This window comes from Prevotella melaninogenica (genome assembly GCF_013267595.1).
GTDB lineage: Bacteria > Bacteroidota > Bacteroidia > Bacteroidales > Bacteroidaceae > Prevotella > Prevotella melaninogenica_D.
Window position 1 is genome coordinate 355,349 of record NZ_CP054011.1, and the last position, 20,115, is coordinate 375,463.

15 protein-coding genes are annotated in these 20,115 nt (G+C 41.3%); 5 read left to right on the forward strand and 10 right to left on the reverse strand.

The window, feature by feature from the left end:
- Positions 1-123 precede the first annotated feature (123 nt).
- From FIU21_RS06685 to lpxA, 4 genes are all read left to right on the forward strand, one after another.
- Positions 124-1,458 carry an efflux RND transporter periplasmic adaptor subunit gene (locus tag FIU21_RS06685; RefSeq protein ID WP_036886404.1) on the forward strand — a complete coding sequence of 445 codons (1,335 nt, stop codon included), beginning with the start codon at positions 124-126 and terminating at the stop codon, positions 1,456-1,458.
- 89 nt (positions 1,459-1,547) lie between these two features.
- Positions 1,548-4,808 (forward strand): efflux RND transporter permease subunit, encoded by a 3,261-nt coding sequence (locus FIU21_RS06690; RefSeq protein ID WP_036886405.1) that lies wholly within the window; start codon positions 1,548-1,550, stop codon positions 4,806-4,808.
- A gap of 20 nt (positions 4,809-4,828) precedes the next feature.
- Positions 4,829-6,208 carry a TolC family protein gene (locus FIU21_RS06695; RefSeq protein ID WP_004360501.1) on the forward strand — a complete coding sequence of 460 codons (1,380 nt, stop codon included), beginning with the start codon at positions 4,829-4,831 and terminating at the stop codon, positions 6,206-6,208.
- Between the two features lie 156 nt (positions 6,209-6,364).
- Positions 6,365-7,147 carry an acyl-ACP--UDP-N-acetylglucosamine O-acyltransferase gene (gene lpxA / locus FIU21_RS06700; RefSeq protein WP_004360502.1) on the forward strand — a complete coding sequence of 261 codons (783 nt, stop codon included), beginning with the start codon at positions 6,365-6,367 and terminating at the stop codon, positions 7,145-7,147.
- A gap of 596 nt (positions 7,148-7,743) precedes the next feature.
- Here lpxA and FIU21_RS06705 read toward each other — a convergent pair.
- The 3 genes from FIU21_RS06705 to typA all read right to left on the reverse strand — a co-directional run bounded on the left by FIU21_RS06705 (position 7,744) and on the right by typA (position 11,930).
- Positions 7,744-8,526, reverse strand: coding sequence for a radical SAM protein (locus FIU21_RS06705; RefSeq protein ID WP_004360503.1), 783 nt, complete (start codon positions 8,524-8,526; stop codon positions 7,744-7,746).
- A 132-nt stretch (positions 8,527-8,658) separates the two neighbouring features.
- Positions 8,659-9,870: a DUF1810 family protein gene (locus FIU21_RS06710; protein ID WP_036886406.1), complete on the reverse strand. Its 1,212-nt coding sequence runs from the start codon at positions 9,868-9,870 to the stop codon at positions 8,659-8,661.
- A gap of 257 nt (positions 9,871-10,127) precedes the next feature.
- Entirely contained in the window at positions 10,128-11,930 is a 1,803-nt protein-coding gene (gene typA, locus FIU21_RS06715) for a translational GTPase TypA (RefSeq protein ID WP_004360505.1), read from the reverse strand.
- Positions 11,931-12,134: 204 nt separating this feature from the next.
- On the opposite strand from typA, the gene rpsO reads away from it, so the two are divergent.
- Positions 12,135-12,410 (forward strand): 30S ribosomal protein S15, encoded by a 276-nt coding sequence (rpsO, locus tag FIU21_RS06720; RefSeq protein ID WP_004360506.1) that lies wholly within the window; start codon positions 12,135-12,137, stop codon positions 12,408-12,410.
- A gap of 600 nt (positions 12,411-13,010) precedes the next feature.
- On the opposite strand, the gene FIU21_RS06725 is transcribed toward rpsO, so the two are convergent.
- From FIU21_RS06725 to FIU21_RS06755, 7 genes are all read right to left on the reverse strand, one after another.
- Positions 13,011-15,449: a C10 family peptidase gene (locus FIU21_RS06725; RefSeq protein ID WP_004360507.1), complete on the reverse strand. Its 2,439-nt coding sequence runs from the start codon at positions 15,447-15,449 to the stop codon at positions 13,011-13,013.
- A 113-nt stretch (positions 15,450-15,562) separates the two neighbouring features.
- Positions 15,563-15,973 carry a 2-amino-4-hydroxy-6-hydroxymethyldihydropteridine diphosphokinase gene (gene folK, locus FIU21_RS06730; RefSeq protein ID WP_004360508.1) on the reverse strand — a complete coding sequence of 137 codons (411 nt, stop codon included), beginning with the start codon at positions 15,971-15,973 and terminating at the stop codon, positions 15,563-15,565.
- 1 nt (position 15,974) lies between these two features.
- Positions 15,975-17,159, reverse strand: a complete 1,185-nt coding sequence (locus FIU21_RS06735; RefSeq protein WP_004360509.1) for an S-adenosylmethionine:tRNA ribosyltransferase-isomerase — start codon at positions 17,157-17,159, stop codon at positions 15,975-15,977.
- A 21-nt stretch (positions 17,160-17,180) separates the two neighbouring features.
- A complete protein-coding gene (gene truB / locus FIU21_RS06740) occupies positions 17,181-17,879 on the reverse strand; it encodes a tRNA pseudouridine(55) synthase TruB (RefSeq protein WP_004360510.1) in 699 nt (232 codons plus the stop codon).
- 21 nt (positions 17,880-17,900) lie between these two features.
- Entirely contained in the window at positions 17,901-18,761 is an 861-nt protein-coding gene (locus tag FIU21_RS06745; RefSeq protein ID WP_004360511.1) for an undecaprenyl-diphosphate phosphatase, read from the reverse strand.
- Positions 18,761-19,003, reverse strand: a complete 243-nt coding sequence (locus FIU21_RS06750) for a DUF3098 domain-containing protein (RefSeq protein ID WP_004360512.1) — start codon at positions 19,001-19,003, stop codon at positions 18,761-18,763. Before FIU21_RS06750 ends, FIU21_RS06745 begins: the two co-directional genes overlap by 1 nt.
- A gap of 131 nt (positions 19,004-19,134) precedes the next feature.
- Entirely contained in the window at positions 19,135-20,013 is an 879-nt protein-coding gene (locus FIU21_RS06755; protein WP_004360513.1) for a cell division protein FtsX, read from the reverse strand.
- Positions 20,014-20,115: the final 102 nt, after the last annotated feature.

Genomic DNA, 20,115 nt, shown 5'->3' on the forward strand with positions numbered 1-20,115 from the left:
ATACTATAGAATTATAGTTTTAGCGTACTTTGCTTAATAATAAATAAACTTTTAGTATACAGGTTAAGCCTTGTTTTTCCTGTTGAATTGAGATAATAAAAAGAATATATAATTTATTTAGGTATGAAAAAAAGTATCTTATTGTCTGCTATAACAGCAGTGACAGTGTTACTTACCAGTTGTGGTGGAGGAGGTAGACAAAGTCTTCCAACAAACAATGAGTATCCTGTAGTAACGATTGGTGCAGCTAATGCACAGTTGAAAACAACATTTCCAGCTATCATCAAGGGCGTGCAGGATGTTGAGGTACGTCCGAAGGTAAGTGGCTTTATTACAAAGCTGTATGTACATGAAGGCGAATATGTACGTGCGGGGCAGGTACTTTTTGTAGTAGATAATTCTACTTATCAGGCTGCTGTACGTCAGGCAGAGGCTCAGGTTGCATCAGCACAGAGTGGTGTTGCAGGTGCTCAGGCTCGTGTCGTACAAGCTAATGCAAGTCTTAATTCAGCCAATGCCCAGGCTGCAACTTCACGATTGACTTATAGTAACAGTAAGAACCTTTATAATAATAAGGTGATTGGTGATTATGAGTTGGAGGCTGCAAAGAATGCATACGAGACAGCCCAGGCTGCTGTTAGCCAAGCACAGAGTGGTGTTGCATCTGCTAATGCAGCAGTGACACAGGCACATGCAGCTGTTCGTCAGGCTCAGGCAATGCTCTCAACAGCTAAAGATAACCTCGGTTTCTGCTATGTGAAGAGTCCTGCATCAGGCTATGTTGGTAGTCTTCCTTATAAGGAAGGTGCTTTGGTTAGTGCTTCTTCTGCACAGCCTGTTACCACAGTCAGCAACACTTCTTCTATAGAAGTTTACTTTTCAATGACAGAGTCTGATGTATTAAAGCTTAGCCGTACTAATAATGGTTTGAACAACGCTATCAAGTCTTTCCCAAGTGTAAGTTTGATGTTAGCTGATGGTACAACTTATAACCATGAAGGTGTAGTTGTTAAAACCAGTGGTATTATAGATGCAACAACTGGTACAGTGAGTGTTATTGCTCGTTTCCCTAACCCAGAGCATTTGTTGAAGAGTGGTGGTAGTGGTCAGATTGTTATTGCAAAGAATAACAACCGTGCTTTGTTGGTACCACAGGAAGCTACTGTACAGGTTCAGGATAAGATCTTTGTATATAAGGTTGATGGTGATAGTAAGGTACATTATACCGAGATAACTGTTGACCCACAGAATGATGGAATTAACTACATTGTGACAAGTGGTCTTAAGATGGGTGACCGTATTGTTAGCAAGGGTCTCTCAAGTCTTGAGGATGGCGCGAAGATTACGGCACTTACTCCAGCAGAATATGATAAAGCCATTGAGAAAGCAGAGAAACTGGGCGAGAACCAAGGCTCAGCATCAGGCTTCCTTAAAGCTATGAAGGGAGAAGATAAGTAAGTGATGGGTGATAGGTGTTGAATGATGGGTGATGATGAATTGCTTAGCTCATTCGATCTTTACAAACCCTAAATAAACAATTAGGTATTATGACATTTACGAATTTTATCAAACGACCGGTATTGTCAACGGTTATATCAATCTTCTTTGTACTCTTGGGTATGATTGGATTGATATCACTGCCTATTGAACAATATCCGAATATTGCCCCTCCTACGATTTCGATTTCGACATTTTATCAGGGAGCAGATGCTCAGACAGTTTTGAATTCTGTTATTACACCATTGGAGGAAAGTATCAACGGTGTTGAGAACATGACCTATATGGAATCAACCGCAACTAATGCTGGTATGGCAATGATTACGGTTTACTTCAAGCAGGGTGCAGATCCTAACATGGCAGCTGTCAACGTGCAGAACCGTGTGTCACAGGCACAGGCGTTGTTGCCTGCTGAGGTAACACGTGTGGGTGTGACGGTATCAAAACGTCAGAGTTCAAACGTTGTTATGTATTCATTGACAACAGATGACGGACGATATGATGACGAGTTCTTGACGAACTATAACAACATCAATATTGTACCGATGTTGAAGCGTATCAATGGTGTTGGTGACGTACAGACACCGGGTATGAAGACCTACTCAATGCGTATCTGGCTGTATCCAGATAAGATGAAGCAGCATAAGTTGGTTCCATCAGATGTATCTATGGCTTTGGCAGAGCAGAATATTGAAGCTGCACCGGGTTCATTTGGTGAGCAGAGCAATCAGAAGTTTGAGTATACCATGCGTTATAAGGGACGTCTAAAGACTCCAGAGGAGTATGGCAATATCATTATTTCAAGCAATACCAATGGTCAAACAGTTCACTTGCGCGATGTAGCAAAGGTTGAGTTAGGTGGTCTGCAGTATTCAGTTATGATGAAGAACAACAGCCGTCCTGCTGTTATTGGTATGGTAAACCAGGTCGCTGGTTCAAATGCTACACAGATTGCAGATGATGTGAAGACTGCCTTGGCTGATGCTCAGAAGCAGATGCCGCCGGGCATGAAAGTTACAATTGAGCAGGATGTAACAGAGTTCCTCTTTGCTTCAATCGAAGAGGTAGTCTTTACATTGTTTATAACTCTTTTATTGGTATTTTTCGTTGTGTATATCTTCTTGCAGGACATTCGTTCAACGTTAATTCCAATGATTGCAGTTCCTGTGGCTTTGATAGGAACCTTCTTCTTCCTTTGGGTATTTGGTTTCTCCATCAACCTGCTGACACTCTCGGCGTTGCTGTTGGCAATTGCAATTGTGGTCGATGATGCCATCGTGGTCGTTGAGGCTGTACATGCAAAACTCGACTTAGGTTATAAGAGCGCTATGACAGCAGCTATTGATGCGATGAACGAAATCTCTGGTGCTATTATCTCTATTACTTTGGTGATGTCAGCCGTGTTTGTTCCTGTATCCTTTATTGGTGGAACCTCTGGCACATTCTATCGTGAGTTCGGTGTAACGATGGCTGTGTCTATCATTATCTCTGCTTTGAACGCCTTGACACTTTCTCCAGCGCTTTGTGCTATCTTCTTGAAGCCACATAGTAAGGACGAGCATAAGAAGTTGTCACGTGTTGACCGTTTCCACATGGCTTTCAATACGCAGTATGACAAGATAAACACAAAGTATCAGAAGATTGTTGAGAAGATTATCAATCATCGTTGGATATCAAGCCTCACTGTTGTTTTGGGTATTGTTGCGCTTGTTGTGACAATGAATTTCACAAAGACTGGTCTTGTTCCAAATGAGGATATGGGTACATTGTTTGCAATGATTAGTTTGCCACCGGGTACATCACAGGTTGAAACCCAGAAGGTGACCGACCAGATTGACAAAATGTTGGCAAGCAACCCATATATTGAGCGCCGTGAGCAGATTGTAGGTTACAACTTCATCGCTGGACAGGGTTCTAACCAGTCAACCTTTATTATCAAGCTAAAGCCATTTGCCGAGCGTGAGTATGGAATGATAGATCGTATTAAGTCTGTCTTTGATGGTGCAGGTATAGCTGGTCTGTTTATCGATCCAACATCATCGAATATGATTTTGGGTATGATTTACAAGCAGACATCAAGTATCAAGGGCGCACAGATTATAGCCTTTGGTCCTCCGATGATTCCTGGTTATGGTTTATCAAATGGTGTGTCTTTTGTATTGCAGGATAAGACAGGTGGCGATCTTAATAAGTTCTATGCGGTAGCACAGGATTATTTAGCTGCATTGAATAAGCGTCCAGAGTTCAGCCGTGCACTTACCACTTATAATCCTAACTATCCACAGTATATGGTTGATGTTGATGTGGCAAAGGCAAAGCAGGCAGGTACATCACCTTCAGCAATTCTCTCTGTATTGCAGGGATATTATGGTGGTATGTATGCTTCGAACTTCAACTCTTATGGTAAACTCTTCCGTGTTATGATTCAAGGTACGGTTGAGAGTCGTATGAGTGAGAGTGGACTGACCAATATCTATGTAAGAACCGCTGGTGGAATGGCACCTGTAAGTGAGTTTTGCACATTGAAGCGTGTTTATGGTCCATCAAACATTACTCGTTTCAACCTCTTTACATCCATCTCTATCAGTGCTACACCAGCTGATGGTTATTCTTCAGGTCAGGCTATTCAGGCTGCAGAGGAGGTTGCAAAACAAGTGTTGCCACAGGGTTATGGTTATGAGTTCTCTGGTCTGACTCGTTCAGAGCAGGAGTCATCTAACTCTACCGCAATGATTTTCGTTCTTTGTATCGTATTCGTTTACTTGATTTTGAGTGCTCAGTATGAGAGTTACATCCTTCCTTTGGCTGTAATTCTTTCTATTCCTATCGGTTTGTCTGGTGCATTTATCTTTACGTTGATCTTCGGACATAACAATGATATCTATATGCAGATTTCACTGATTATGTTGATTGGTCTGTTGGCAAAGAATGCTATTCTTATTGTAGAGTTCGCTCTTGAGCGTCGTCGTACAGGTATGGCGATTAAGTATGCAGCAATCTTAGGTGCTGGTGCTCGTCTGCGTCCTATCCTTATGACCTCTCTTGCAATGATTATCGGTTTGTTACCATTGATGTTTGCAAGTGGTGTAGGTCGTAATGGTAACCAGACGTTGGGTGCAGCTGCTGTCGGTGGTATGCTTATCGGTACGCTCTGTCAGGTATTCGTTGTCCCAGCTCTGTTCGCCTTCTTCCAGTACTTACAGGAGCGTGTTAAGCCTCTCGTATTTGAGGATGAGGCAAGCTGTGATGTAATCAAGGAACTTGAGCAGTTCTCAAAGGGACCTGCAACGGATTATAAGATTGAAGAGTAGACACTAATAAAGGAATAACAATGAAGAAATTAAATATAATCATCATAGCTCTTGCAGCCCTGTTACTGACAGGCTGTAAGAGTCTCTATGGCAATTACGAACGCCCTGACGTGAAAATGAGTGGCATTGTTCGCGACCCTATTGATGACAAGGCTGCGCTTGAGGGTGCTAATGACTTTGGTAATCTGCCATGGCGCAGTGTCTTTACTGACCCACATCTGCAGACTCTTATTGAGAAGGCGCTTAATAATAATCCAGACTTACTTAATGCTGCATTGAATGTTGATATTGCTGAGCAGCAGGTTAAAGCGGCTAAGTTGTCTTTTTTACCATCAGTAGTCTTTGCACCGACAGGAACTATTTCTCATTTCGGTACACATACATCATCAACTCAGTCTTATACTCTTCCTGTTGCAGCGAGTTGGGAGGTAGACCTCTTTGGTAAGTTGCGTTCTTCAAAGAAGGCTGCTCAGATGACGATGATGCAGGCACAAGATTATAAGGTTTATGCACAGACAACGCTTATAAGTAGTGTCGCTAATCTTTATTATACCCTCTTAATGCTCGACCGTCAAAGGCAGATTGTCGATGACATGTTAGGTCTGACCAAGAATACTTGGGATGTGATGAAACTTCAGATGGAGTTTGGTCGTGCTCGTTCAACGAGTGTACAGAGTGCTGAGGCTGCTTTCTACAGTGTTCAGACACAGGCTGCAGATATCCGTCGTCAGATTCGTGAGACAGAGAATACGCTTAGCTTACTCCTTGGTGAGCCTGCTCAGACCGTAGCACGTGGTAGTCTTGACAATCAGAGTCTGCCAGCTAACTTTGCAGGTGGTATCGGTGTACAGCTATTGAGCAATCGTGCTGATGTACATGCAAACGAAATGGCTTTGGCACAGTGCTTCTATAATGTTCAGACAGCTCGCAGCCGTTTCTATCCAGCGATGACGATTTCACCTACAGGTGCATGGACTAATAGCGGTGGCATGGTGAACCCAGGTAAGCTCCTCTTGAGTGTTGTGGGAAGCCTAACACAACCAATCTTCATGCGTGGTCAACTGAAAGCGGGATTGCGTGTTGCTGAAGATAAGTATAAGCAGGCATACAACACATGGCAGAATAGCATTCTTAAGGCGGGTTCTGAGGTGAGCAATGCCCTTGTAGCCTACAATGCAGCTAATGAGAAAGAACAGTTGCGTCAGCAACAGATTGATGTTTTGAAGAAGAATGTTGAGCACACACAGATGCTCTATACTCAGAGTTCAAGTACTTATCTTGAGGTTATTACCGCACAGCAGAGTCTGCTTAATGCTGAAATTTCACAGGTACAGGAGCAGTTTAGAAAGCTTCAGTCAATTGTCAATTTGTACAAGGCTTTGGGTGGAGGCGCGAAGTAATTCACAATTATGAAAAGTTCGTAAGCTTTCAGCAAAAAGCTCCTAAGCTTTCAATGAAAAGCTCTTAAGCTTTCAACAATTACCGACATAACTAATAAGTACTTTGTTCTTTGAGGTGTTGTTGGTAGACACTGATAAAATTTAATATTTAAGATTATGAGTAGCGAAATTAGTCCAAAAGCTGATATATCTCCAAAAGCAAAGATAGGAGACGGCTGTAAGATATTCCCATTCGTATATATAGAGGATGATGTTGTCATTGGTGATAACTGTATTATCTTCCCCTTTGTGAGTATCTTAAATGGTACTCGTATGGGTAACGGCAACAAGATTCACCAAGGCTCAGTACTTGCTGCCTTGCCACAGGACTTTGAGTTTGTGGGCGAAAAGAGCGAACTGATTATAGGTGATAATAATATTATTCGAGAGAATGTTGTCATCAATCGTGCTACACATCGTGGTTGTAAGACAGTTCTTGGTTCAAACAACTTCTTGATGGAAGGTGCACATATCAGTCACGACACTGTTGTTGGTGACCGTTGTGTCTTTGGTTATGGCGCAAAGGTGGCTGGTGACTGTAACATTGGTACCGATGCTCTTATCTCATCTAATGTTGTTGAGAAAGCCAACACTCGTGTAGGCGAATATGCAGTGGTGCAGGCTGGTACGACCTTCTCAAAGGATGTTCCTCCTTATATTATAGCTGGTGGCTCACCTATTGGTTATCATGGTATAAACACAACCATCAGTAAGATTGCAGGTGTTGACGATAAAGTACTCAAACATATTGCAAATGCATATCGTCTGTTATTCCATGGTCAGACATCGGTCTTCGATGCTTGTATCCAGATAGAACAGCAGGTCCCTGATTCACCTGAAATCCGTAACATCCTCGAGTTTGTACGTGGAACAGAAGAAGGAATCATCAGTAAATTATAATTTTCATACCTATAAATTTTGATGATGGGAGAGCCAGCCGTGAGGTTGGCTCTCCTTTTTTATTTAGTTCATTTATTAATTTGGGTTAGACTGGTGCCTGATTTGTGCTTAAATTTCGTAGATAAGGTTTTGAAAAATTATGACATAAATTCGAGTAAAATATCTAAAAACAAAGGTAAAAAGACGTGTAAAATTCAAGTTTGCAATCAACAGAGATTCAATTAGTTATAAAGACGTAAAGTAAAAGGTGCTTAATTGGACTTCAAAAGGGCGTTAGTAAGAGTCTTAAAGGGCACCTCTTGCAAGTCAATTAGGCGTCTTTTAGAAGCCAAAAGAGCATGTATTGAGATTGTAGGAACAAGAAAAGTTATGACATCTCAGGAGGCTCTGTAGGCTTCTGGTAATGCAAGTATTCCTCAACTTAGTTTAAAGTAAAATATTTTATAAGTAGAAAAGACGGAGAATTTATACATTCGTCAAAATAAAATGGACGCATCAAAAGTGCGTCCATTATGGTTGATTTATATTTTCGTATTGGGTAGTTTTTCTATAAATATGAGTTTTTCTTTGATGGTAATATTAAGAATAGAGAAATGTTAATACGATGCTGTGCAAGGGATTCCCAATGCAATCACACGGTCACGGATCGCATCCAGCTCTTCGTGTGTAGCCTTTTGTAGGTGTAGGTCGGGTGTTTCACGATCGATAGTGTAAATCATTACCTCACGTGGAGCAATCTCTTTGATTGTCTCAAGCCACGGTGCAACAAAGGCTTCAGTTGTGTTGTCAACATCATATCCGCCTTCAGTAGTCCCCTTCATAAACATTGTCTGGATAATTGCTTGTCCGTTGAAAGACTTGATATCTGCAATGATTCGGTTTACATCATAGGAAGGCTGCGTAGGGCGGTCTACCTTATTGATATATTCAGCATTGATGGTGTCGAGTTTCAGAATGTTATTGTCGACCTTTGATAGTGCTTCATGAATCTTCGGACGGTGGATAAAGGTAGAGTTACTGAGGACAGAAATCTTTGCTTGTGGGCAATATCTGTTACGTAGACGGATTGTGTCGTCAATGATTTCATCAAAGTGTGGGTGGGAAGTTGGCTCGCCATTACCTGCAAAAGTCAATACATCAGGGTGAATATTCTCTTGTTGCATCTCCTTTAACTTGGTTTCCAAAGCTTCCGCAACATGTTCACGAGTAGGGTGGGGCGTCTTTGTGCGGTGGTCTTTGTTGAAGCCACATTCGCAATATATGCAGTCGAATGTGCATATCTTACCGTCTTCTGGCATCAAGTTAATGCCTAAGGAAATACCTAAGCGACGGCTGTGAACTGGTCCAAATATAGGGGATGGATAGATAATCGTGCTCATTGAATATTTATTTTATAACAACAAAGGTAAGTATTTTTGCTGAATGTTCTGTTGTTTCTTATAAAAGAAAAGAAGAAAAAGAGAATGAAATCTTAATGTAAGAGGGATGTTTTGATAAGGTTTCTCCACGTTTTAGCCTATCTTTTTTATCGTATTGTGGTCCTTCTCACCATTGTAAAATGTTTTTAGAACTTCTGAAAAGATATCATTTGGACTAATAGCATCAAATAATGTCATTGAAGATTTTAGCTTTAAAGCATCAACATAACTGCCCATAAGTTGTTCTATGTTTCTGTCTTTATGTGTCAGTAGGGTGCAGGTTATCTCACGCAGTCGTTTATTCAAGCATGAGTTTGCAAGGAATGTACGAGTTTCGTCCGCATCAGCTAAGCCGTAATATTGTGAATAGCGACTATGTCCAAGTCCTTTTAGTTGTGGGAAGATAAACCATATCCAGTGTGAGGTTTTATGCCCTCGCTGCATTTCTTCCAACGCTCGTTGGTAGGTGTTGTCAGCATTCTGAGCCTTGATAAATCTTTCAATGTCGAAAGGGTCGGGAGCAAGTACTCCTATACTTTCTTCGAACTTATTGAGAATAGTGCGTAAGTATGGTGTTAGCAGTGCGTAACAATAGGTGGCAAGCTTTAGAGGAAGACCATAAAAAGCTTGTGCAATACTTCCAGCCATTGCTGCTATTGTGTCTGAATCACCGCCCAAGGAGACAGCAATACGTATCACGTCCTCAAAGTCCTCGCCTTCTAAAAATGCCCAAATAGCTGCTGGAACAGTTTTCTGACAACTCATAGCATCGCAGACAATGGAGCGGATATGGTCTAACTGCAGGTTTAAATTATATTTGAAATTTGCCTCCACATAAGCTTTTATCTCTGTTTTTGATGCTCCTGTGCGTGCAAGATAGGTTGCGGAGGCAATTGCTTTGGCACCTTTTATACCTTCTGGATGATTATGAGTAACCTTTGCTGAGATAGTAGCAAGTCTTAAGGTCTCCTCTAAGCTCTGTGCATAGAAAGCAATAGGGCTTACTCTCATAGCCGCCCCATTCCCATAGCTGTTATAAGGTTTTGGTTGCTGATTGTACAGCCACCGCCTAAAACCACCGCCGTAACCAACGTAAGGATAACGTCTACCCAAGTCTTGCATTCGCAGTACAAGTCCTTCTTCACTGTGTTCCTTGTCTTCTGTTAGCCATTCTGCAACAGCCAAAGTCATCACGGTGTCATCTGTAAACCGACTCATCGGTGTAAACAGATGAAAGTCTTTCTGCTTCTTGTTGTTGAACTCATATACTGAGCCGATGATATCTCCAATGATTGCTCCTAACATAGTTAAAACCTTTATTTGCTTAGTGTTTTGTGGCAGAAGTTATCGACTTAACTTCTCTTCTGCTTTCTTTAGACACTACTCTTATTTATACTTGAGCTCTTTATTATCAAATCTACTTGTTAGATACAAAGATAAACAAAAAGTAGCATAGTAAGTAACCAATATGAATTATAATAAAAGTTATTCCTGTTTTAAGCGAAAAAAGACGGCTATCCGTTGTGGACAGCCGCCTTTCTAACTTATTATTAGTAAGATGTCTATTCTTTACTCTCACGTTTACGATCATTATGATCGAGCGTAATCTTGCGCATACGAATGTTCTTTGGAGTTACCTCAACATACTCGTTGCCCTTGATGTACTCAAGACATTCCTCAAGACTCATCTCGGTCTTAGGGATAACGCGTGCCTTCTCGTCAGAACCAGATGCACGGACGTTGGTCAACTGCTTTGCCTTCGTAACGTTGATAACGAGGTCATTGTCGTGAACATGCTCGCCAACAACCTGTCCGCCATAAACTTCCTCACCTGAATCGATGAAGAACTTACCACGATCCTGCAACTTATCGATAGCGTATGCGTAGGCAGTACCAGCTTCCAATGCAATCATTGAACCATTTGTACGACGTACGATTTCGCCCTTGAATGGTTGATAATCTTTGAAACGGTGTGCCATGATAGCTTCACCCTGGCTGGCTGTTAAGACGTTGGTACGCAGACCAATGATACCACGTGATGGTATTTCAAAGGTGATGTTCACACGCTCACCCTCAGCATCCATACCGAGAAGGTCACCCTTACGACGAGTCACCATATCAATCATCTTACTTGAGAAATCTGTTGGTACGTTAATTGTCAACTCCTCAATAGGCTCACACTTCTGACCATCAATCTCCTTATAGATAACCTGTGGCTGACCAACCTGCAACTCATAGCCCTCGCGACGCATTGTCTCAATGAGGACAGAGAGGTGAAGTACGCCACGACCACTAACAATCCACTTATCCATAGAGTCCTCCATAGGACGCACACGCAGTGCAAGGTTCTTCTCAAGTTCCTTGTTCAGACGGTCGCTAATGTGCCGAGAGGTACAGAACTTACCTTCTTTTCCGAAGAAAGGAGAGTCGTTGATGGTGAAGAGCATACTCATTGTTGGCTCGTCAACAGCAATTGGTGGCAGTGGTTCAGGATTTTCAAAATCAGCAATAGTATCACCAATCTCAAACTTCTCTAAGCCGATTACAGCACAAATGTCGCCTGAATCTACGGCATCAGTCTTCTTATGTCCCATACCTTCGAAGGTATGAAGCTCTTTAATCTTAGTGCGTTCCTGTGTTCCGTCGCGGTGACAGATTGTAATATTCTGTCCATCTTTCAATGTTCCACGGTGTACACGACCAACGGCGATACGTCCGGTGTAGCTTGAATAGTCCAAAGATGTAATCAGCATCTGTGGTGTTCCTTCAATCTGCTTAGGAGCAGGGATTGCCTCAATAATGAGGTCGAGCAGATATTCAATATTATCTGTTGGTTTCTTCCAATCCTCACTCATCCAGCCATTCTTAGCTGAACCATAGACAACAGGGAAGTTCAACTGATCTTCTGTAGCGTTAAGGTCGCACATGAGATCGAATACCATCTCATATACTTCTTCAGGACGACAGTTAGGTTTGTCTACCTTGTTAATAACAACAACTGGTTTCAAACCAAGCTGAAGGGCCTTTTGTAGCACAAAACGTGTCTGTGGCATAGGACCTTCAAACGCGTCTACGAGCAACAGACAGCCGTCTGCCATGTTCAATACACGCTCAACCTCACCACCGAAGTCAGAGTGACCTGGCGTGTCGAGGATGTTGATTTTTACTCCTTTCCAATTAATACTTACATTCTTACTCAGAATTGTTATCCCTCGTTCGCGCTCCAAGTCATTAGAGTCGAGAACTTCTCCGCTGTTGTCTTGTCCGTCACGGAAAAGTTTTCCAGCGAGCATCATCTTGTCAACCAAGGTTGTCTTACCGTGGTCTACGTGCGCAATAACTGCGATGTTACGAATATCTTGCATTTAAATACCTTAAAAAGCTTACGCTAAATTTATGCTGCAAAATTACGAATAAAAAATGGAAAACGTTTGTGGTTCCAATAAAAAGTTGTAACTTTGCACAGCATTTTCGGAACGTCCGATGCATTTGATGTCGTAACCCGTTGTGATTAAGGTGGCTAACGACGGAAAGATGTAATTGCAAATCACATTAATCAAAACAAAATTATGTATTTAGACAAGACAAAGAAGGCAGAAATCTTCGCACAGTATGGTAAGGCACAGAGCACAACTGACACAGGTTCAGCTGAGAGTCAGATTGCTCTTTTCTCTTATCGTATCAAGCATTTGACCGAGCACGTAAAGAAGAATCGCAAGGACTACGTTACAACTCGTTCATTGACACAGCTCGTTGGTAAGCGTCGTGCATTGCTTGATTACCTCTACGATCGCGATATCGAGCGCTACCGTGCTATCATCAAGGCTTTGGGTCTCCGTAAGTAAGATTTCTAAAAGCAAAAAAATAGAAGGTAAGAAAGTTAAAGTTGGTTTATCCATACTTTACTTTCTTACCTTTTTTCTTTGTCTCGTGCTACTATTCTATTAGTTCTTAAGAGATAGTTTTGTTTCCTTTTTTATATTATCTCAATATTCTAAGTATTAGAATGTCCGTGTAATAGAGTTTTCTAAAAGATTTTAGAAGCCTTGAATTTTCTTTACATTATCTTCTGATATTATAGTGGAAGTAGCGTGAAAAACAGTCTTTTTATGCACCTTTGTAACTCTTTTATATTGAGGATGTTACAGGAATGGTTTGCAAAAGGTGCTTAATAGGCTTGCAAAAGGGCGTTAATAAGACTTCAAAAGGGCACCTTTTAGAAGCCAAAAGGGCGTTAATTCGAATCCAATTAAGCCTTAATAAAAATCGAAGTGGTGAAAAATATTTACAAAGAGGCTGGCAATTAGGGTGTGATTTGCCTTAACAGAAAATCGGTCATCGCATATTATAAGATAACACACAATGACCGATTTGGATTTAAATCTTTTTGTAGGAGTTTGAAAACTCAGTATTATCCGTATTTGTTATGCAGATAGTCTGTTTTCCTATTTCTTAATCACTTTCTTTCCATCAATGATATAGATACCTGCAGGGAGTTCTTCCCAAGTCTTTGACAGGCGAATACCTTGTAGTGTAAAGATATTCTTTGCAGTATTCTTGTTATTATTAACAGAGTTGATTCCATTAGCTGTATTTAAGTCGCTGATGGTGTTGAAGACATTGCGCAGTACCAGTGGGTTCCATGTATCTTGTCGTTGTCCGTCTCGCTCAAGCTCTAAATGTATTTCGTATGAATGGTTAGGCTCTAACAGTGAAGCAGAGAATGTGATACGTGTCTCGGCTGCATTGTTGTCTACATCACAGGGGAGATAAACATTACGGACTGTTCCCAATTCAATCCACTTGTTACTTGTCAAATCGAGTAGACGATAATGAATTGGACCACGGTAGCCATTCCTAATCTGATAGCCAGATACTTTAGAATGTACTTGCAGACTGATATTCTTTATCTTGTTAAGTTGGAAAGTGCTGTAATTGGCGTATTCACCATCGACATAGTAGTCGAGGAAAGTTAATTCGATATTTCCATTATTGACATAAGGTAATACTTCGATCTCGAATGGCTCTTTCATGTCAATAGGTATCTCTACTTCGGTTCCTTTTCTATTAGCTTTTATTGATAGTTTGACGTCATATTTACCTCTTGGAAGATTCCCTAAACTTGGTTTGTTGTAATATAGTGGAAGCATATTAATGACAAAGGTGGTTCGTCCAAGGCGTTGTGCAACAACGTTTGGAGTAAGAAGATAACCATTATATTCTTTCTTTGTCTCTTGATTTGTAAGTGTCATCACAAGCTCACCACGCACCTCTTCACGTCCAGGGTTGTACATCGTGAAACTGAATGCACCTTTAAATCCAGAACCTTCATAGTAGGGTGCAAGTAGACTTGGAGCCTTTTCAATAACAACTACATCCTTTGGGTTGTTTGTATTGAGCTGTACTGCATTTGGAGTGAGTTTTACTTCTATCTCATTGGCGTGATTGATTGGCTTCCAGTCACCGTGTTTCTTTGTCTTGGTATCGAGCATCTCAGAGAATACTGGAACCAAACGGTAGTTTCCGTCAGCAATACCCTTAAAGTTAATATCAGTAACATCAAAGGACATGGAAGTAAAGATAGATGCCCAAGTCTGGTCGCTTGCAGTTGAGTTGAAGAGTTTTACTCGTTCGTTCTTCTCATTATAGAGGGCAAGTGCAACCTTCCCAGTGAATACACCAAGTTCACCTTTCACCGAACTATACGAGCCTAACTTTTCAATCTTTGCACTGAAATTTTCAGAACGGTTTGCTTCAGACTTGTCAATAGTGAGCGATGTGGTGGTTCTTGCATCTAATCCGCGCTCGATATCCTTAAAAGGTACCGCCTTGCCGTCATTAGGATGGGCAAAGACAACTGAGATGTCGTCCCAGAATGTTCCACTATTGAGGGCAAAGCCTGAAACATTAAGAGTTACTATGTTGATGTCGAAGTATCCGTCGTTTTCGCCTCCCCAGCCCCAATTGGTGTGAATGAAGCCCTGCTCATCATAGCCATCATAAACAAAGGCATGAGGTCCACCTACTACCAAGACAGGATATCCGTCTGAGATTTCTTGCATCACTTCATTGAGGAAGTCATTGGCAGGAAGGAAGTTTTTGTCAAGATAACGTACGGTATAGTCGAACTTGTCGCGAAGTGCATTGCAGGCACGTTGTAGATTTGAGTCACTTCCTTTAATGTAGTATCTCATATGTACAGCCTTACCAATATCATACATCAATACGCCAACGGCTTGTCGAGATTGTTCCGTTCTCATCTCATTAGTCGTGTTCTTCATTTCATCCCACCAATAAGTAGTGCTTTTCTTAGCATCATCACCTGTTGATGCTATATAATCTTGTGGTCGATTCTTAGGCCATTTGTTGTAGAACATCACCTGTGCTGTGGCTGTTGCAACACAACCAGTAGGTGTATGCTGACCATTACTTAGTGGGGTGTACTTATTGAATGGGTCATACTGGCTCCACTTACAAGTAAGCAAGGGTTCTACCTTTCGTTTGATAGGACGCTGTGGGGTAGTAGCTGTAGCTTTAGAACGCACTTCTTTTACAACACGTTCATATTCCTTTAAGAACAGTTTGAAGTATGGAGGCTGGTCATTGGGGTTTTCTGTCATCTTATCTCCATAACCCACGAGCTCGTTGAGTTTACTTTCTCCAGAGATAATAACGAATTTCTTGTCGTTTGGATTTGTAAAGATGTAATAGGCTGGTTGCTCATTAGCTTGTGATGAGCGGGTTTTTGGAGTATCGTTCGATAGTTTTGGGTTGTTGATGTATTTGGTAGCTATACTCAAAGCACGTGCTTTGGTGATGGGTTCTGCGTTAGCAAGTAGAATGTTAGAAAACGCAGTTAGTACTAATAATAAAGTTCTTTTCATTTGTTTATCTTATTAGTCAATTATATTGGTTTGTTATATTTTATATCAGGTTCTATATGTTTAGAAGTCTTTGAAATAGGTAGATTTGACTTGTTTTCTTTTAGACTGATGCTTTATTCTTCCCATATCTCTTTTAAAGGAAGCATTACAAAGTCACGTTCCTTCATTAAAGGGTGGGGAACGATAAGGTCTGGTTCATTGATATTTAGCTTGTCATAAAGCAGGATATCAATATCTATGATGCGGTCTGTATATTGTGCATTGATTGACTTTTTTACTCGTCCCATCTCTCTTTCTATGGCTTGAGTAGTTTCTAATAACTGTCGGGGAGCAAGCGATGTGGAGACACATACACAGGCATTGAGGAAGAGATTAGGACTCTCAAAGCCCCAAGGCTCCGTTTCATGAAAAGAAGATTGGCGCAAAACTATGCCAATCTTTTTTTCTATCAATGCTATCGCCTCGTGCATAATAGCCTTTCTATTGCCAAGGTTTGTGCCGAGGGATAAATAAACTATGTGCATATTAATCGTTGAGAATCAACAATGAGTCGCCGAAGCAACCAAACATATAACCATTCTTTACCGCTTTGTCATATGCTTCCATCACAAGATCATAACCTCCGAAGGCTGCTGTTTCCATCAATAAGGTTGAATATGGATGATAGAAGTTGACCAACATAGAGTCAGCAAAGCCAAAGTTGTATGGAGGGAAGATAAATTCATTAGTCCAACCATCGTACTCTTTCAACATACCATCTGTACCAACGGCTGTCTCTGTAGCCTTAACAACACTCGCACCGACGGCACAAAGGCGATGTCCTGCTTGTTTAGCACCATTGGCAATACGACAAGCATCGGCATTGATGTGCATCTCTTCAGAGTCCATCTTGTGCTTTGTAAGATCTTCTACTTCAATGTCATGGAAGTTACCTAAGCCACAATGTAAAGTGATGAATGCTTTCTTGATTCCCTTAATATCCATCATCTTCATCATGTGTTCAGAGAAGTGGATGTTTGTTCCTGGTGCAGAGACTGCGCCTTCGTTCTTTGCAAAGACTGACTGGAAGTGCTCCATGTCGTCAGCTGTTGCGTGTGCAAACTCTTCACCTTCCTCTTTTGGGCGGTTATCAATGATATAACGTGGTAATGGAGCTTCACCCAAAGTAAACAACTCACGCTTAAATTCATCGTGAGGACAGTCGTAAAGGAAACGAAGTGTGCGACCACGAGAAGTCGTGTTGTCAATAACCTCAGCCACCATCGTACCAGATTCATCAAAGAAAAGCTTGTTACCGATACGAATCTTACGTGCAGGCTCAACCAATACGTCCCAAAGACGCATCTCCTGATTCAACTCACGAAGGAGGAATACCTCAATCTTAGCATCAGTCTTCTCCTTTGTTCCATACAGACGAGCTGGGAAAACCTTAGTATCATTGAAGATAAAAGCATCGCCCTCATCGAAGTAATTGAACACATCTTTGAAGCGGATGTAGTCTTCTTCCTTAGGTTCACCATTGATCTCACCCTTAAACATGTCAATCTTTCCTGACTTACGGTGTAGCACCATCAGTCTACCTTCGTCACGACGTGTAACAGTAAAGGTCTGTGTACTGCCGTCAGTACGAGTCAGTACACGTTCAGATGAATGTGGATATAAGGCTACCTGCTCTTTTGGTAGGTTGAATTTAAACTGTGAAAGCTTCATATTTTTATATTGAGGAGTTTATTATTTTTCTATTGTTTGTTGCTGAAGCCATGCTTCAAACTGGTCATAATTGACGCAGTCTTCCACTCTTACGTCTCCAACACGTGTGCGGCGCAATGCTGTAAGATAGGCTCCGCTATTCACTGCTCGTCCAAGGTCGCGTGCCAATGCGCGGATATAAGTACCTTTACCGCAGACGACACGAATTGATAGTTGCATCTTCTCTGTATCGAAGTCTAATACTTCTATCTCATCAATGCGAATGTTCTTAGGTTTTAACGTGACATCCTTACCTTTTCTACGATAGTCGAAAGCACGCTTACCATCCACCTTTACAGCACTGTAAGTTGGTGGAATCTGCTCGATATCACCCACAAACTGAGGAAGTGTAGCGTTTATTAGTTCCCTTGTTATGTGTTCTGTTGGGAAGGTTTCATTCACCTCATGCTCCATATCGTAGCTCGGTGTGGTTGCTCCCAACTGAAGAGTAGCTGTATATTCCTTTGTGTGTGTCTGCAAGGTTTCAATCTGTTTTGTCATCTTACCCGTAGCAAGGATGAGTACTCCTGTAGCCAAAGGGTCTAAAGTACCTGCATGACCAATCTTTACTTTTCCGTCATTCGCCTGTGTACAAAGGTAACGTACGTGCGCCAATGCTTTGAAACTGGTGATTCCGTAGGGCTTGTCAATAGGGATGATTACTCCTTCTTTGAAGTTCATTAGGGCAATAAGTATATAAGATTAGTCAACCATATTCAGTGGAATATCACAGAGCAGCATTATAATAATGATAACGCCAACGATGATACGATACCAACCGAACCACTTGAAACCATATTTTGCAAGGAAACTTACAAACCATTTCATTGCCAATAGCGCAACGATAAATGATACAACACAGCCTACTGCGAGCATTATAAGGTTGTGAGCAGACGCCCATGTACTGTCACCTTTTAATAAATCAAGTAGGTCGAGCAGTGTTGCACCAGCCATAGTAGGTACTGCAAGGAAGAATGAGAACTCTGCTGCACGCTTACGTGTCAATCCGTTTGCCATACCGCCAACGATGGTAGCCATAGAGCGGCTTGTACCAGGGATAACCGATAAGCACTGGAAAAGACCAATGCTAAAGGCACGCTTTTCTGTTACTTGATTCTCTTCTTTTCCCTTATTGAACAATTTATCACAATAAAGCATGAAGATGCCACCCACAACGAGCATTATTGCTACAACCCAAACTGAGTCGAGCAGCCAGTCAAGTAAACCACTTTTCTTAGCTGCTAAGCCAATGATAACAGCTGGTAGGACACCAATGAACAATAACCAGTAGAAGCGGATTGGATGAATAATCTTCTTGAAAGTACAAGTTTCATCAACAGGTACAGGTGTATGGTCGATCTGGAAAAAGCGTTTCCAATATAAGCATACGACAGAGAGGATAGCACCAAACTGGATGATGAAGGTAAAGGCATGTACAAACTCGTCACCTGATGGTACACCTAAAAGATTTTGTGTGATAATCATGTGACCCGTAGATGACACAGGAAGAAACTCTGTCATTCCTTCGACAATGGAGATAATAATCGTTTGTAAAAGTGTCATTATTCCTCCACTTCTTTAGTTTCTTTCGGCTGATAGAGAATAGCACCAATGATAGAGATAAAACCAATAAAGGTAACAATAGGCGCTACCTTGATGTGACGGGCACTGAAGATGTCTGGATCAAATACGGTTTCAGTAGATGTTCCACCACTCATAAGGATAAAGCCGAGAATAACAACGGCTACACCTATAGCCAACAAAATAAAGTTGGTCTTACCAAAAGCTAAATTTCTTTTGTCCATATTCTATTTTTGAAGAGTCCAAGGGGCTGAGATTGAGAAGTTAAAAAGATTAATTGGAATAATGAGGTATTCTCTTTTCCGTTTATAAGAAACTTTTACTCTCTTATCTTTTCCCCTTTTTACTGTTCCTTTTAAATCTTATATAAGTCACCTGCCTTCATACGCAGGAACTTGTTTACTGACAGCCATGCGCAGAAAGTTGCGATAATCACACCAAAAGCTAACATTACGATTGCTGTGATAATCAATGCATCCCATGACAATAATTTCGTAATCTCTGGTTCCTTTTCGTACAGGAGGCATATTCCGATACCCAAGACTGCAATAGCCAATAGGGCTGAAACTAATCCTTCTAATACTGCACGGCGCAAGAATGGCGCACGGATAAAACTCCATGAACCACCAACAAGTTTCATCGTGTGGATTGAGAAACGATGTGCATAGATACTCAATCGGATAGTATTGTTAATCAGAGAGAATGATATGATGGTGAGCAATACAGCAATAACCAATAACACCAAACTAATCTTACCCAATGTTTGGTTTACACTTTCTACCAAACTCTGTGGATAAGTGATGTCACTCACACCACGATAGGTACGCAATTGCTGAACAATATTGCGGATAGAGTCATTGTTAGCATAGTTAGCCTTCAACTGTACTTCTACCTCACCCGTAAACGGATTTTCACCTGCAAATTCGGCAGGGTTGGCACCTAATTCTTTGGTTCCATCCTTCAACGCCTGTTCTTTACTGATAAAGTTCAAGCTATTGATATAATGCAAGGTGCGAATACGCTCGCAGAGAGCAGTACTCTCTTCCGTATTCATATCGGGTTGGAGAATCATTGTGATAGTCAGATTCTCCTTTACATAAGAACTAAGATTGCGACTGGTAAAGCCTGTGAGTACAACTATACCAATCAGCATCAGTACCATAGCTGTACTGATACATAGTGTGACAACCTGCAGACTATGACGACTGCGGGCTTTGTTTCTTTTTTTTGCCATTTCTTTAATAAGGTATAATACACCAAAGTTGTTGCAAAGATACTGCAAAATAAGGTAACGACAAAGGAAATTATGCTTTATTTAGAGATAAAAGATGAAACT

Coding starts and splice junctions, on each gene's coding strand:
- typA (WP_004360505.1), bottom strand. CDS start 11,930: ATGCAAGATATTCGTAACATCGCAGTTATTGCGCACGTAGACCACGGT.
- FIU21_RS06705 (WP_004360503.1), bottom strand. CDS start 8,526: ATGAGCACGATTATCTATCCATCCCCTATATTTGGACCAGTTCACAGC.
- FIU21_RS06725 (WP_004360507.1), bottom strand. CDS start 15,449: ATGAAAAGAACTTTATTATTAGTACTAACTGCGTTTTCTAACATTCTA.
- FIU21_RS06690 (WP_036886405.1), top strand. CDS start 1,548: ATGACATTTACGAATTTTATCAAACGACCGGTATTGTCAACGGTTATA.
- rpsO (WP_004360506.1), top strand. CDS start 12,135: ATGTATTTAGACAAGACAAAGAAGGCAGAAATCTTCGCACAGTATGGT.
- FIU21_RS06735 (WP_004360509.1), bottom strand. CDS start 17,159: ATGAAGCTTTCACAGTTTAAATTCAACCTACCAAAAGAGCAGGTAGCC.
- folK (WP_004360508.1), bottom strand. CDS start 15,973: ATGCACATAGTTTATTTATCCCTCGGCACAAACCTTGGCAATAGAAAG.
- FIU21_RS06745 (WP_004360511.1), bottom strand. CDS start 18,761: ATGACACTTTTACAAACGATTATTATCTCCATTGTCGAAGGAATGACA.
- FIU21_RS06755 (WP_004360513.1), bottom strand. CDS start 20,013: ATGGCAAAAAAAAGAAACAAAGCCCGCAGTCGTCATAGTCTGCAGGTT.
- FIU21_RS06695 (WP_004360501.1), top strand. CDS start 4,829: ATGAAGAAATTAAATATAATCATCATAGCTCTTGCAGCCCTGTTACTG.
- FIU21_RS06750 (WP_004360512.1), bottom strand. CDS start 19,003: ATGGACAAAAGAAATTTAGCTTTTGGTAAGACCAACTTTATTTTGTTG.
- FIU21_RS06710 (WP_036886406.1), bottom strand. CDS start 9,870: ATGTTAGGAGCAATCATTGGAGATATCATCGGCTCAGTATATGAGTTC.
- truB (WP_004360510.1), bottom strand. CDS start 17,879: ATGAACTTCAAAGAAGGAGTAATCATCCCTATTGACAAGCCCTACGGA.
- FIU21_RS06685 (WP_036886404.1), top strand. CDS start 124: ATGAAAAAAAGTATCTTATTGTCTGCTATAACAGCAGTGACAGTGTTA.
- lpxA (WP_004360502.1), top strand. CDS start 6,365: ATGAGTAGCGAAATTAGTCCAAAAGCTGATATATCTCCAAAAGCAAAG.